Source organism: Kouleothrix sp. 19917 (genome assembly GCF_057073505.1).
Window position 1 is genome coordinate 481,898 of the sequence record NZ_CP097099.1, and the last position, 15,141, is coordinate 497,038.

Annotated in this window: 9 protein-coding genes; 7 read left to right on the forward strand and 2 right to left on the reverse strand. The window is 64.1% G+C overall.

Translation table 11 applies throughout. The annotated features are described in order from the left end of the window. Positions 1–214: 214 nt before the first annotated feature. The gene (locus tag M1P90_RS01980) at positions 215–1,426 is read right to left on the reverse strand and encodes a threonine synthase (protein WP_483700978.1); all 1,212 of its coding nucleotides are present in this window, start codon (positions 1,424–1,426) and stop codon (positions 215–217) included. 611 nt (positions 1,427–2,037) lie between these two features. On the opposite strand from M1P90_RS01980, the gene M1P90_RS01985 reads away from it, so the two are divergent. From M1P90_RS01985 to asnB, 3 genes are all read left to right on the forward strand, one after another. Further along, the gene (locus M1P90_RS01985) at positions 2,038–3,018 is read left to right on the forward strand and encodes an IS110 family RNA-guided transposase (RefSeq protein WP_483697866.1); all 981 of its coding nucleotides are present in this window, start codon (positions 2,038–2,040) and stop codon (positions 3,016–3,018) included. 264 nt (positions 3,019–3,282) lie between these two features. After that, complete coding sequence (locus tag M1P90_RS01990) at positions 3,283–4,263, forward strand: IS110 family RNA-guided transposase (protein WP_483698797.1); 981 nt, start codon at positions 3,283–3,285, stop codon at positions 4,261–4,263. A gap of 98 nt (positions 4,264–4,361) precedes the next feature. After that, positions 4,362–5,867 carry an asparagine synthase B gene (asnB, locus tag M1P90_RS01995; protein WP_483700979.1) on the forward strand — a complete coding sequence of 502 codons (1,506 nt, stop codon included), beginning with the start codon at positions 4,362–4,364 and terminating at the stop codon, positions 5,865–5,867. A 594-nt stretch (positions 5,868–6,461) separates the two neighbouring features. Here the strand turns inward: asnB and M1P90_RS02000 are convergent. Continuing rightward, on the reverse strand, positions 6,462–9,734 hold the full coding sequence (locus M1P90_RS02000) for a S41 family peptidase (RefSeq protein ID WP_483700980.1): 3,273 nt from the start codon (positions 9,732–9,734) through the stop codon (positions 6,462–6,464). A 262-nt stretch (positions 9,735–9,996) separates the two neighbouring features. On the opposite strand from M1P90_RS02000, the gene M1P90_RS02005 reads away from it, so the two are divergent. The 4 genes from M1P90_RS02005 to M1P90_RS02020 all read left to right on the forward strand — a co-directional run bounded on the left by M1P90_RS02005 (position 9,997) and on the right by M1P90_RS02020 (position 15,042). After that, positions 9,997–11,040, forward strand: a complete 1,044-nt coding sequence (locus M1P90_RS02005) for a hypothetical protein (RefSeq protein ID WP_483700981.1) — start codon at positions 9,997–9,999, stop codon at positions 11,038–11,040. 126 nt (positions 11,041–11,166) lie between these two features. Then, positions 11,167–11,397 (forward strand): hypothetical protein, encoded by a 231-nt coding sequence (locus M1P90_RS02010; RefSeq protein WP_483700982.1) that lies wholly within the window; start codon positions 11,167–11,169, stop codon positions 11,395–11,397. A gap of 94 nt (positions 11,398–11,491) precedes the next feature. Further along, positions 11,492–12,244, forward strand: coding sequence for an EI24 domain-containing protein (locus tag M1P90_RS02015; protein WP_483700983.1), 753 nt, complete (start codon positions 11,492–11,494; stop codon positions 12,242–12,244). A gap of 251 nt (positions 12,245–12,495) precedes the next feature. Next, complete coding sequence (locus M1P90_RS02020; protein ID WP_483700984.1) at positions 12,496–15,042, forward strand: S8 family serine peptidase; 2,547 nt, start codon at positions 12,496–12,498, stop codon at positions 15,040–15,042. Positions 15,043–15,141: the final 99 nt, after the last annotated feature.

Genomic DNA, 15,141 nt, shown 5'->3' on the forward strand with positions numbered 1-15,141 from the left:
GGCTTTTTGGCACAACGGAGGCAGGACATCTCGCACAGGGCGCGGGGCATTTCGCACAGGGCGCGGGGCATTTCGCACAGGGCGCGGGGCATTTCGCACAGGGCGCGGGGCATTTCGCACAGGGCGCGGGGCATTTCGCACAGGGCGCGGGGCATTTCGCACAGGGCGCGGGGCATCTCGCACAGGGCGCGGGGCATCTCGCACAGGGCGAAACTCACACCTCTGCCCTCCAATCCCCATTCCCTTGTTCCTGCGACCCCCACAAGTGCGCATACTTCAGGCCAGTGCCGGTATTGAACAGCACCACCGTCTCGTCGGGGGCGATCCAGCCCTGGGCCAGCAATGCCACCTGCGCGGCCAGGCACGCGCCGCCCTCGGGCGCGGCAAAGATGCCGGTATGCGCGCCCATCAGGTTGGTGTGCTCAATCATCGCGGCGTCGTCGACGGCGAGGGCGGTGCCGCCGCTGGCGCGAATGGCGCGGATGATCAGGAAATCGCCGACGGCAACGGGCACGCGCAGCCCATCGGCGACGGTGTGCGCGCCCTGCCATAGCTCCGCGTGCTCTTCGCCGGCGCGAAACGCCTGCACGATTGGCGCGCAGCCTGTGGCTTGCACACTCACCATGCGCGGGCGGCGGGGCCCGATCAAGCCCATCGCTTCCATTTCGTCGAAGGCCTTCCACATGCCCACCAGTCCTGTTCCTCCACCCGTTGGGTAAATGATGACATCGGGCAGACGCCAGCCAAACTGTTCGGCCAGCTCGTAGCCCATGGTCTTTTTGCCTTCCAGGCGGTACGGCTCCTTGAGCGTGCTCAGGTCGAACCAGCCGTGTTCGGCTGCGCCGGCCCGCACGCGCGCGCCACAGTCGTTGATCAGGCCGTCGACCAGGGTGACGCGCGCGCCCAGCGCCAGGCACTCGGCGCGAAAGGGCTGCGGCACGTCGGCGGGCATAAAGACGTGCGCGGGCAGCCCGGCCAGCGCGGCATAGGCGCTCATGGCCCCGGCGGCATTGCCCGCGCTGGGGATGGCCAGCTCGCGCGCGCCCAGCTCGGCGGCGCGGCTCACGGCCACGCCCAGGCCGCGCGCCTTGAAGCTGCCGGTCGGGTTAAGCGATTCGTCTTTCACAAAGGTGTTTGGGCAGCCGATCCGCTCGCCCAGGCGCGCAGCATGGAGCAGCGGCGTCCAGCCTTCGCCCAGGCTCAGGCGGCGCTCGGCGCTGCGCACGGGCAGCACTTCGGCGTAGCGCCACAGCGTGGGCGGGCGCTCGCGCAGCGCCTCGGGCGTGAGCGTGGCGCGGGCGCGTGCGAGGTCGTAGCGGGCGAGCAGTGGGCGCGCGCAGGCTGGGCACAGGTTCCACAGCTGGTCGGCTGGGTAGGTTGCGCCGCACATGCCGCACTCCAGGTGCGTGAGGGTCGATTCGATCATTGCAGGCTCATTTCTCGTTCGGGTGGAAGCGTGCCCATGGTACCACGCGGAGCGGGGGAGCGGTCGGCAGGAGGCAGTGGGCAGGAGGCAGTGGGCAGGAGGCAGTGGGCAGGAGGCAGTGGGCAGGAGGCAGTGGGCAGTGGGCAGTGGGCAGTGGGCAGTGGGCAGTGGGCAGTGGGCAGTGGGCAGGAGGCAGGAGGCAGGAGGCAGGAGGCAGGAGGCAGGAGGCAGTGGGCAGGAGGCAGTAACCTGCAACGTGCGAACGTGGAACCTGTAAACTGGTAAACCTGCAACGTGCGAACGTGGAACCTGTAAACCTTCAAACGTGCAAACCCTCCGTGCCTCTGTGTCTTGTCTAAAAAGCCGCCAAGTGGGGCGGGTCAACAAAAGACCAATGAAGGCTCGCAGAAGTGGCTTGGCTCTGCTATCCTATGCCTTGATGCATCTCAAGGCCGCAAAAGACCGATGCGCTCGACGCTGTCACAGAGAATGGCTTTCGATGCATCGTATCGCTTGTTTCACAAGACCGTGTAAGATCCCAGTGCCCACGAGCACGTAGCCTCAAGACTGGTCCGAAACAAGCTCCTTTTCTTGTCCTTTGGAGAGCTATCATGCACATTCTCGGCATTGACCTCGCCAAACTCACCTTCGATGTCACCCTGCTGCGTGAGGGTGGCGACCGTCGCCACAAGCAGTTTCCGAACACCTCCGCTGGTTTTGAGCAGCTCCAGCAGTGGCTTCGCTCCCAGCACATTGAGCACGTGCATGCCTGTATGGAGGCAACCAATGTCTATTGGGAAGCGCTGGCTGCCTTCCTCGCCGATGCTCAGCACATCGTCAGTGTGGTTAACCCTGCCCGTATCAAGGGTTTTGCCCAAAGCCAGATGATGCGCACCAAGACCGACAAACAGGATAGCCGCATCATTGCGTTGTTCTGCTTGCAATGCCAGCCCGAAGCCTGGACACCACCCTCTGCCGCCCAGCGCCGCTTGCGTGCGCTCACACGCCATCGCGACGACTTGCTCCAAACGCGCACGCAACTGTCCAATCGCTTGGGCGATACCAGCGACACGGTGGTGCGCACGTCGCTTGAAACGGTTCTGGCAAGCGTAGAGGAGCAGATCACAAGCGTCGAGGCACAACTCAAACAGCATCTCAAAGACGAGCGTGACCTGGGCGAGCAAGCTGCGCTTCTCACGGCGATTGTCGGAATAGGTACAATCACTGCCGCTAAGTTGCTGGGGGAGTTCTGCGATATCGACGCGTATACATCGGCCAAGGCGCTGGCGGCAGACGCGGGAGTAACACCGGCGCAGCACAGATCGGGAACGAGTGTGCGGCGGCGAACACACCTCTCGAAAGTGGGCAAGGCGAGCGTGCGAGCGGCGCTGTACTGGCCGGCAATTGTGGCGATGCGACGATGCGAAGGGTTCAAGGCGTTTGCGGAACGGCTGGCAGCGCGCGGCAAAGCCAAGGGTGTGATCATCGGTGCGGTGATGCGCAAGTTGTTGCACGTGGTCTATGGTGTACTCAAGCATAAAACGCCCTTTGACCCAAACAAAGTCCTTGGCCCGACCCGTTCTTCAACGTAATATCTTGTCTAAAAAGCCGCCAAGTGGGGCGGGTCAACAAAAGACCAATGAAGGCTCGCAGAAGTGGCTTGGCTCTGCTATCCTATGCCTTGATGCATCTCAAGGCCGCAAAAGACCGATGCGCTCGACGCTGTCACAGAGAATGGCTTTCGATGCATCGTATCGCTTGTTTCACAAGACCGTGTAAGATCCCAGTGCCCACGAGCACGTAGCCTCAAGACTGGTCCGAAACAAGCTCCTTTTCTTGTCCTTTGGAGAGCTATCATGCACATTCTCGGCATTGACCTCGCCAAACTCACCTTCGATGTCACCCTGCTGCGTGAGGGTGGCGACCGTCGCCACAAGCAGTTTCCGAACACCTCCGCTGGTTTTGAGCAGCTCCAGCAGTGGCTTCGCTCCCAGCACATTGAGCACGTGCATGCCTGTATGGAGGCAACCAATGTCTATTGGGAAGCGCTGGCTGCCTTCCTCGCCGATGCTCAGCACATCGTCAGTGTGGTTAACCCTGCCCGTATCAAGGGTTTTGCCCAAAGCCAGATGATGCGCACCAAGACCGACAAACAGGATAGCCGCATCATTGCGTTGTTCTGCTTGCAATGCCAGCCCGAAGCCTGGACACCACCCTCTGCCGCCCAGCGCCGCTTGCGTGCGCTCACACGCCATCGCGACGACTTGCTCCAAACGCGCACGCAACTGTCCAATCGCTTGGGCGATACCAGCGACACGGTGGTGCGCACGTCGCTTGAAACGGTTCTGGCAAGCGTAGAGGAGCAGATCACAAGCGTCGAGGCACAACTCAAACAGCATCTCAAAGACGAGCGTGACCTGGGCGAGCAAGCTGCGCTTCTCACGGCGATTGTCGGAATAGGTACAATCACTGCCGCTAAGTTGCTGGGGGAGTTCTGCGATATCGACGCGTATACATCGGCCAAGGCGCTGGCGGCAGACGCGGGAGTAACACCGGCGCAGCACGAATCGGGAACGAGTGTGCGGCGGCGAACACACCTCTCGAAAGTGGGCAAGGCGAGCGTGCGAGCGGCGCTGTACTGGCCGGCAATTGTGGCGATGCGACGATGCGAAGGGTTCAAGGCGTTTGCGGAACGGCTGGCAGCGCGCGGCAAAGCCAAGGGTGTGATCATCGGTGCGGTGATGCGCAAGTTGTTGCACGTGGTCTATGGTGTACTCAAGCATAAAACGCCCTTTGACCCAAACAAAGTCCTTGGCCCGACCCGTTCTTCAACGTAATATCTCTGTGGTTGATATCCCAGTCGTCGGCCTTGTACCGCGCGGCGGGATCGGGTAGTATACGCGGCACCCGAACAGGCCACAGAAGGAGTGCAGCAATGTGCGGAATTGCAGGGCTTTGGGGCGCGAACGACCCGGCGCCAGTGCGGCGTATGCTCGATGTGCTCAGCCATCGCGGGCCAGATGACCATGGCCTCTACCAGTCGCCGGGCGGTGCAGGCGTGCTGGGCCACCGGCGGCTGAGCATCATGGACCCACAGGGCGGCCACCAGCCGATCTTCGACGCCGGCGGGGCGCGCGCGCTGATCGCGAATGGCGAGATCTACAACTACCCGCAGCTGCGGCCCGCGCTGGCGGGGCGCTACACCTTCCGCACCGCCAGCGACAGCGAGGCCATTCTGCACCTGTACGACGCGCACGGCCTCGGCGCGCTGCGGCACCTGGAAGGGATGTATGCCTTTGCCATCGCCGAGGGCGACCGGCTGGTGCTGGCGCGCGACCCGATCGGCATCAAGCCGCTCTACTATGGCGAGCGCGACGGCGTGGTGCTGTTTGCCTCCGAACTGAAGGCGCTGACTGGGCAGTGCGAGAATGTGCGCGAATTCCCGCCCGGCGCGTGCTACAGCTCCGACAGCGGCTTTGCGAGCTTCTACGAGCTGCCCGACACGCCGCCGATTGACGACACCGCCGAAGCGTATATCGCCGAGCTGCGCGCCACGCTGGAATGGGCGGTTGGCACGCACCTGATGAGCGATGTGCCGCTGGGCGTGTTTCTTTCAGGCGGGCTCGACAGCAGCATCATCGCCGCGCTGACGCGCAGGCAGATCAGCAAGCTGCACAGCTTTGCGGTGGGCGTGGCAGGCAGCCCCGATCTGCTGGCGGCGCGCGCGGTGGCGCAGCACCTGGGCACGCAGCACCACGAATATGTGATGACGGCCGCCGAGGTGCTGGCCGCGCTGCCGACGATCATCTACCACCTTGAGTCCTTCGACCAGGATCTGGTGCGCAGCGCGATACCGTGCTACTTCACCTCGCGCCTGGCCGCGCAGTATGTGAAGGTCATCCTGACAGGCGAGGGCGCGGATGAGCTGTTTGCCGGCTACACCTACCACAAAAGCATTGGCGACCACGTCAGCCTGCACCGCGAGCTGCGGCGCTCGATCACCACGCTGCACAACATCAATCTCCAGCGCGTCGACCGGATGACGATGGCGCACGCAATCGAAGGGCGCGTGCCATTCCTCGACCTGCGGATGATCGAGCTGGGGCAGCGCATCCCGGCCGCGCTGAAGCTGCCGCACGCGCACGCGCAGGAGAAGTGGATTCTGCGCAAGGCGTTTGAAGATCTGCTGCCGCCCGCGATTGCGTGGCGGCGCAAGCAGCAGTTCGACGAGGGCAGCGGCGCGGCCGACCTGCTGCCGCGCGTGCTGGCCGGGCTGATGAGTGAGGCAGCGGCAGACGCGCACCGCCGCCGCCACCCCGAGGTCTACCTGCGCTCGGCCGAGGAGTGCTACTACCACCAGCTTATGCTCAGCGTGTTCGAGCACCCCGCGCCGATTGTGGCGAATGTTGCGCGCTGGGCCGAGCGCCCGCTGGCAGCATAGCGAGGGTAGGTTTGAGTGCTGAGTAAGGTTGCCGCCGGGGCGTATCGCATACGCCTGTTTCAGGTTGGAAGGTTGCAGGTTGGAAGGTTGCCGCCGGGGCGTATCGCATACGCCTGTTTCAGGTTGGAATGTTGCAGGTTGGAAGGTTGCCGCCGGGGCGTATCGCATACGCCTGTTTCAGGTTGGAATGTTTCAGGTTGGAAGGTTGCAGGTTGGAAGGTTGCCGCCGGGGCGTATCGCATACGCCTGTTGCAGGTTGGAAGGTTGCAGGTTGGAAGGTTGCCGCCGGGGCGTATCGCATACGCCTGTTGCAGGTTGGAAGGTTGCAGGTTGGAAGGTTGCCGCCGGGGCGTATCGCATACGCCTGTTTCAGGTTGGCATCCTGAGTAGGCCGTCAGGCCGTATCGAAGCGTGCCAGAATTCCGCATCCCTGCGCTCTTTGCGCGCTTTGCGGTGAATATTTCGGTTGGTCGTTCGTCATTCGTCGTTGGTCGTTCGCCTGTCATCGCTGGGCTAAAAGAAAAGGGTGAAAGGATGAATTTCTCACCCCTTCACCCTTTCACCCCATCACCCTCTCACCCCGTCACCCCGTGCTCACCCCGCGTCGATCTGCGCGAGCAGCGCTGCCGCCGCCGCGTCGAGCTGGCGGTCGATGCCGCGCGCCCACTCGCCCAGCGGCAGCTCGGCGTCGATGTCGACGGTGCGCCCTTTGCCTTCGAGGTCTTCGCCCTCGGGCGTGGCGACCTTCTGGCGCGGCAGGCGGAAGTTCGTGCCGTCGATCAGCGGGTAGTCGTAGGTGCCGATCACCGCGCCTCCGCTGGGCCGACCCACCACCTTCCCCAGGCCCAGCCGCCGGTAGCTTTCGGCCATGATCTCGGCGTTGGAGTGGGAATTTTCATTGATGACGAGAATGGTTGGTTTATTGAGCAGGCGATTGCCGCTGGCGTAGCCCGCATCGATTGGGCGGCGGTTGCGGAAGGTTTTCAGCAGCACGCTGCGCCGCGCCAGCACATCCAGAATGAAGGTCGAAATGAAGCCGCCCGGGTTAAAGCGCAGGTCGACAATCACGCCGGCCTTGCTGTGGTTCTCGCTGTCGAGATCGACCAGGAACTGCTGGTAAGAACCGTAATCCATGCGCCGAATATGGACATAGCCCAGCCGGCCATTGCTGACTTTATTGACATAGGCTTTGTTGGCATGCACCCAGCCACGGTAGCGCAGCTGATCGTAGGCGGCGGAAGCGACCGGGCGCAGCGCCAGCTCGTATGGCTCGCCGCCAGCGGGGGCCAGGCGCAGGCGCACGCGCCGGCCGGCCGTGCGGTGCAGCAGGCTGTCGATATTCGCGCCGGGCTGGATTTCGATCTCATTCACGGCCAGCAGCTCGTCGCCGGGCGCGATGGTGCGGCCATCCACCGGCAGGGCGGCCGGGCTGTCGGGGATGATCGACGCGACGACCAGGCGGCCGCTGCGCGCCTGCTCGGCGGCGTCGAACAGAATGCCCACATAGCCGTCGTGCTCGTCGTAGCCGCCGCCGCCGCCAATGCCCAGGTGCGAAGCGCGCAGCTCGCCAACCATCAGGCGAATGACGGTGTGCAGGTCGTCGGGGGTTTGCGCGCCGGCGGCGAGCGGCGCAAACTGCGCGTGGGCGGCCCGCCAATCGAGCCCGCGAAACGTCGGGTCGTAGAAGCGGTCGCGGATCAGGCGCCAGCACTCGTCGAAAATCTGGCGCTTTTCCTGCTGGAAGTCGATCACGACCTCGGCGGCGATTGGGATCTGCGTCTGGTCGCCGCTGGGGAATTTGCGCGTAAACACCTGGCCGTTGTCGAGGTAGAAATAGCTTTTGCCATCGGGCGCGAACTGCACGCACCACTTGCCGCCCGGGCTCACGGTCAGCTGGCGCGGCGGCTGATCGCGGCGCGCTTCGTCGAGCGGCTGCGTCCACAGGTTCGATTTGCCGGCTACGCTGGCGCGGAAAATCATGTCGCGGCTGTCGGGGCTGATGCATTGCAGCCAGGCATCCATTTGCGTGGGCGTCAGAAAGCGCAGCCGGCGCGCAACGCCCTCGAACACGATCTCGACGCCGGGCTGCGCGGGCGCTTTTGGCTCGGGTTGCGGCTCGGGCGCGGGCGGCGCGGCGGGCTGTGGTTCGGGCTGCGGCTCGGGCGTGGGCGGGTCGAGCTGCGCTGCGGGCGCGGCGTCGGCGGTGCTGGCGGGCTGGGCCGGTTCGCTTGGAGGTGAGTCTGGCAGTGGCGCGGCAGGTGGCTGCGGATCTTTCGGCTCGGCACGCGGCTCTTTATTTTCAAACAAACGGTCGAACTCGGCCTCGCGGAAGAAGGGCGCGAGCGGCTGCAAATCGACGCGAGCGATCTGGGTTTCGTTGCGATACTGGCGCGTGCTGAACAGAATGAAACGTCCGTTGGGCGACCAGATTGGGCTATAGCTGTCGATGTTGCTGAGAAAGGTGATCTGGTGGGCGCTGGTTTCGCCAACGCGCTGGACATACAGGTTTTCGAACTGCTGGTCGTCGAGCGCGGTAAACGCCAGCCAGGCGCTGTCGGGCGACCACGAATAGTCGGTGTGGTAGTCGCGCGGGGCGCGCACAAAGGGCGTGTCGGCACCAGTGGCAACCTCCAGCAGGCGAATCTCGTCGTCGCCGCAGGCATAGGCGATCCACTTGCCGTCGGGCGAGTGAACGGGCGCGTGTTTGGGGCCAGGGCTGTCGGTCAGGCGGGTTTCCTGGCGCATCAGGAAGTCGTAGCGGTAGATTTCCTCGTCGCCGTTTCGATCCGAGGTGTAGGCCAGCGCGCGGCTGTTGGGCGACCAATCAATGGCCTGCTCGCGCGCGGGCGTGTTGGTGACGCGGAATGCCACGCCCTGGCGCTGCTCTTTGTCGGTTTCTTTGTCGGCAAAATCGGCAAACACCTCGCCGTGCCAGACAAACGCGATCTTCTTGCCATCGGGCGCGAGCGCCAGCTCGCTGGCACGCGTGAAGGTGTCGGTATACACTGGCGTGGCGCGGCTGTCGGCGCTGACGCGCAGCGCGATGGGCGCGGCTTCGCGGCTGGGCACATCGAGCCGCCAGATCGAGAAATCGCGCTCGAAAACGATGGTGCTGCCGTCGGCGCTGATCGAAGGCCACAAGAGGCGGCCTTCCGCGAAGCGCGTGATCTGCTCGGCCGGGCCGCCCAGCGGCTGAAACCAGATGTTTTCGATGCCGTCGCGGTCGGAAACGAAAAACAGCCCTTGCCCGTCGCCCGCCCACATCGGCCAGCTGTTCAGGCCCAGGTAATCGCTGATCTTGCGGTAGTCGGTTGCGTGGGGCGCGTTGCTCACCAGCCACAGATCCGAGCCGCCGTAGGGGTTTGGCCCGCGCCGCCACCAGCGGTCGCGCACGACGTTGAAGGCCAGCGTGGCGCCGTCGGGCGCGGGCGCAAGGTTGCTGATCTGCTCGTAGGGCTGGCTGAGCCAGGCCACTGGCGTGCCGCCGCCCGCTGCCACGCGGTAGATCGCCGCGCTCTGGTGCTCGCGCCCCGACGTGAAGTAGATGAACTGGCCATCGGGCGACCATGCCTCGGCGCTGTTGCCGGCGCGGTGTGCCGTAATACGGCGCGTCTCGCCGCCGTCGAGCGAAAGCACGTAGATATCGAACGACGTGGCGCGCCACGAGCTAAAGGCCAGCTGGCGGCCATCGGGCGACCAGCGCGGCGCGCTGTTGCCGGCGCGGTGGGCGGTGATGCGCTCGGCTCCACCGCCGCCAATCGGCGCGAGCCAGAGGTCGGCGGCGTAGAGAAAAACCAGCTGCTGGCCATCGGGCGAGATGCTTGGCGTGCGAAAATATGGTCGTGGATGTGGTTGTGCTGCAGTCATGCTGCCCCCATTGTGTTGCGTAGCGCGATTGAGGAACTGCACGATTATAGCAAATTTTTGCGCCGCCGCACGACACAGGTGCGTAGGAAATAGCGAGGTAGTTCCAGCCCCGTGCTGACCATTTTGTGCGACCATAGACGCAACTCTTTAGTAGCTCCGGACGTCAGCTTCAGTATTATCACCAACACTATGCATAAACGAAGCTCTGGCGCAGCTGGCCGGAGTTGTAACTGGTTTATATCATATGGTGGGAGGTATGCGTATGCTTCGTCATGATGGTGAAGGTGCCCGCGCATCGCGGAACGAAGGCTTCGTGCTGGTTGTGTTTGGGCTGTGGCTGATCGCGTTTCTGCTGAAGCATGGCGGTTCAGCCTGGGACGTGGCCTGGCATTTCCGCTACCCGTTTGGCGTGTTCGAAGCGCCACATCTGGTGAACATCAGCGGTTCGGCGATTGCGGCCGCGCTGATTGTTTTTCATACGCTGACGGGCAAAGGAACCGATCGCATCGGCTTGATGATCATGCAGGGCGGCTTCGCGCTGTTTCTCCTTTCGGTGCTGCTGGATGCGCTGAATCACCTGATTTTTGGTCTGGATGTGACGGTGTGGAGCCCAAGCCACCTGCTGACCTTTGCAGCTACCACGATCCTGCTGCTGGGCGTGATCTGGGCCATGCTGCACACGCTGCCGGCTGGCCGCTGGCGGCTGGCGTTCGGCCTGGCATTCTGGGGGCTGCTGCTCGACGACGCGCTGTTTCAGCTGAGCCAGCAGGAATATGGCGTGCTGGCAATCGACGCCTACCTGCGCGGCCAGTCGCGCGCCAGCGCGGAGCTGCTGGCGCTGGCCGGCCGCAACCCAATCGCCTTTATCGAGGGTGGCATTCCGCACTGGGTGTACCCACTGTGGCTGGTGGCGGTGGGCACGCTGGCCATGGCGACGGCGCGGCCGGTGCTGGGCTGGCGCTGGGCTGCAACCGCCACGGCGCTGATCTACCTGCTGGGGCGGGCGCTTGCCTACGCCGTGCTGGCGCTGGCCGAATTCCCTTTGTCGTTCATCCCGGCCATGTTGCTGCCGGCGGCGTTTCTGATCGACCTGGCGGGGCAGCGCCACTGGCGGCCGCTGGTCGCCGCTCTGGCGCTCACTGTATGCTTTTATGGCGGTGCGCTGCTGGTAGGTACGCTCACGCTGATGCCGCGCTTCGCGCTCAGCACGGCCCCGCTGGCGTTCGCTTTGCTGTGGGCTGGCTACGCGGCTGCACCCTCCCTGGCGCGCTGGCGAACGCGACAGCATGCGGTTCCGGCATTGTGATGCCGTAAACCGCAAGTCGGAGAATCGCGGTACGCATGTTGCAAAGGAAGGCCTGTATCTGCCAGCGTGCAGAACCAGGAGTACAATGTGCGGCCAGCGCGCCGCCACCTGAGAGAGGAGAACACAATGTATCCGAAGAACCGTTCGAGCGCCCTGCTGGCGCTGCTGGCTGCCGGTGGCCTGTATGCCTGGCGCAACCGCGATAAGATTCAGGGCTGGATCAATAAGAATGCGCCAACCAGCACTGACACCACGCCAGCAAGCTACCCGGCCTTTGGCGAAACGCGCCGGCTTGGCGCGGATGGCAGTGGCGCCGAGCCCAGCACCAACGAAACGTCGTACGGCTCGGGCATCTAGCGCAACCATCGCATGACGCGCAACGTCTCAGCGGGTAGGGCCTTCTGGCTCTGCCCGCTACTATTTTCGCCCGCTGCGCTGCCCGAGGAGAATAATGATACAAGCATTGATTGCTGGCCTGGTCTATCCATTTCGCGCCCTGCGCATAATCGGTGGCACGCCGCGCCTGTGGCGCTTTGTGCTGGTGCCGATTCTGGTGAATGTGCTGGTGGGAGCGACACTGTATGCTGGGTTGCTGTTCGCCGGTTTTCGCGCAATCGACGGCGCGGTGGCGACGCTGCCGGGCTGGGCGGCGGCGTTTGGCGCGCTTCTGCGGGTGGCGCTGATTGTGCTGCTGCTGATCGGCACGGGCTTTGTGCTGGTGCGCTTTGGCGTGGTGCTGGGCGCGCCCTGGTATGCCCGCATGTCCGAGCAGATCGAGCAGATGCAGCGCGGAACCCTGCCCGAGGCTGGCAGCGGCCTGGCCATGGCGCTGCGCGACCTGGGCCGCGCGCTTGGCTTCGAGATGAAGAAGCTTGTGCTGGTGCTGCTCGTTGGCGCGCTGCTGCTGCTGCTGAATTTTATCCCGGTTGCCGGCCAGGTGCTGGCCACCGCTGGCAGCATCGCGCTGGGCGCGACGATCGCCTGCCTCGACTTTCTCGATTACCCGCTTGAGCGCCGGCAGCTCGGCTTCCGCCAAAAGCTGGGCGCGATTCGCCGCCACCTGCCTGCCACCGGCGGCTTTGGCCTGGTTGCCCTTGGCCTGGTCAGTGTTCCCCTGCTCAATCTGCTCGCCATTCCGATCTGTGTGGCTGCCGGCACCCTGCTGTTCTGCGAGCGCATGGCGAACGACGTGCAACGCGTCTGAGCATACCCCACTCCATCCGCGAATAATTCAGGTGCTGCGTTCCCCTTTCGCCACAGCGTAGCACCTGAAACGAAACGGATCAAACGGGTTTGGTATCACACTTCATTCACCACGCGTAACTCCTTTGCTGCGCCAAGAGTTAGGATAGATGGGCTATGGCACGAGCACACGAAGTTGTGTAGCATGGGCCGTATCCGTCTCTCTGCATATACGCCCGCGTTTCTTGGCCGATCGGAGGATTCATGCGCGTCGTGAAGGTCTTGATTCTTTTTGCATGCTGTCTTGCCTCGGTGGTGGCGGCAGGGGCGCAACCTGCAAGCGCGCCGCCCTTGTTACTGCACCGCGCACGCTTACGCCCCAACGCTGCGCCCGCGCAGGCTGCCAGCCAGCTGCTTGCCGGCGCATCGGGCGAGTACCAGATTATTCAGTTTGGTGGCCCAATCGCCACTGCCGACCGCGACGCGCTGGCGGCCACGGGCACCGAAATTCTTGAATATATTCCCGAATTTGCCTACGTGGTGCGTGGCACGCCTGCGCAACTTGCTGCCGCCGCGCAACTTCCCGCAGTGGTGGCGCAGCAGCCCTTCACCCTGGCCGATAAAATTTCCCCGGCGCTGTATGGCGCGCTTGAACGTGGCACAGCGCCCGGCCCACTGCGAGTGATCGCATGGCCCGGCCAGGAAAGCGCGCTGGCAAACCAGTTGCGCGCCGCCGCCGTCCAGCCATCCGCGCTACCCAATACAAACGCGCTGCTGCAAGTGGCGAACCTGTCGGCGGTGCGCTGGGTTGAGCCTGCTGGCAAGCCCAAATTGCTGAACGACGTGGCGCGTGGCTTTATGCACGTCAATGCGGCGTGGCAGGATCGCGGGCTGTATGGCGCGGGGCAGACGATCGCTATCGCCGACTCGGGGCTGGATACGGGCAACCCAGCCACGCTCAGCCCCGATTTCGCGGGCCGCATTGCAGCGGCGCACATTCTCGCACCGGGCGGCACGCTGGCCGATGAGTTTGGGCATGGCACGCACGTCGCTGGCTCGGCGGTTGGCGCGGGCGTGCAGTCGGGCGCGCAGCCGGGCAAGCACAAATACAGCGGCTCGTTCGCGGGCGTTGCGCCCGAGGCCAAGCTGGTGGTGCAGGCGTTTGAAGTCGATGCTGAGAACAATGTCGTTGGCCTTGGCGACGACTACTACCCCATGTTCGCCCAGGCCTATGCCGACGGCGCGCGCATCCATTCCGACAGCTGGGGCGACGAAACCGGCCCGGCCAGCGACCCGGCCGCGCAGTTTGGGCGCTACCCCGCCACTGCCCAGCGCACCGACCAGTTCGTATGGGACCATCCCGACATGGCGATCTTCTTCGCGGCGGGCAACTCGGGGCGTGATGGCGTACCGGGCGGTGAGTATGGCTTCTGCCTGGGCAACGACGGTATAGTCGACCCCGACTCGCTCGTGGCTCCTGGCACGGCGAAAAATGTCATTACCGTAGGCGCAAGCGAAAGCGAACGCAGCGAGGGTGGCTACAGTCAGGTGCTGTGGGTCTATTTCGGCGGCGAGAAATTTTGCCTTTCGGCTGACCCAGTCGCCTCAGACTCGGTTTCGAATAACGCGAATGGCATGGCGGCATTCTCGTCGCGCGGCCCAACCGACGATGGTCGTATCAAGCCCGATATTGTCGCGCCCGGCACGAATATTCTTTCCAACCGCTCGCACGTTGCCGGTGCCGACACGCTCTGGGGCGAGTACGACGCGAACTACGCCTATTCGGGCGGCACCTCGATGGCTACCCCGCTGGTGGCGGGCGCGGGCGCGCTTGTGCGGCAGTGGCTGGCGGCGCGCGGCCTGCTGAACCCGAGCGCCGCTGCCGTCAAGGCCACGCTGCTTAACACCACCTATGACATTGGGCCTGGCCAGTATGGCACTGGCGCTGCGCGCGAAATCCCCACCACCCGGCCCAACAGCGTCGATGGCTGGGGCCGCGCCGACCTGGCATTTATGAGCGCTGCGCAGCCCTATACACTTTGGGTCGACGACCATACGCAGGGCATTGGCACCGGCCAAACTGTTTCTTACACTTCGTCGGCGGCGCGCTCGCTCGACGTGCTCGACAGCTCGCAGCCGCTGCGCGTGATGCTGGCGTGGAGCGACCCACCCGCGTCGCTTTCGGTCGCCAAACAGCTTGTGAACGACCTTGATCTTGTGGTAATTGGGCCGAACAATACCGAATATCGCGGCAACGGCGTGGCTGGTGGCGACCGGCTGAATAATGTCGAAGGTGTGATCATTCCGCACCCGGCCGTAGGGCGCTACACCATTCGCGTGCGCGGCTACAACGTGCCCGTCAAGAGTCAGCCCTATGCCCTGGCTGTGGCTGGCGCGCTCAGTGCCAGCGGCCAGATGCTGCTCGCCGGCAGCGCCAGCCCGGCGGTCGAGGTAAATCCGGGCGAGCTGCTCACCTACACGCTCGCGCTGAGCGCCAACCGCAATGTTACCAGCGCGGTTGCCCTCACCGACGCACTGCCGCCATACACGCAGTTTGTCAGCGCCTCGGATGGCGGCACGTTTGCAAATGGCAAAGTGAGCTGGTCGATTGCGCCCTTTGCTGCGCATGCCACACCAACGCGCACGCTGGTTGTGCGCGTGGCGGCGGGGGCCCCGGCTGGCACGGCAATCCTGAACAGCCACTACCACGCAACTGATGGCGCCAGCCTGCAAAGCGATGGCGCGCCAATTGTTGTGCGTGTGAAAGGGCCGGTTGCGGTCGCGGGCGCGCGCGTGTTCGTGCCGATGGCCGGGCGCTAGCGTTAGAGGTTTCAAGGGTACTCGTGCGGGGGTGGCGCAAGCTGCTCCCGCATTTTTTTGTACCACTTTTTGTCATGCTTTCTGTCAGTCAAAGTGGCC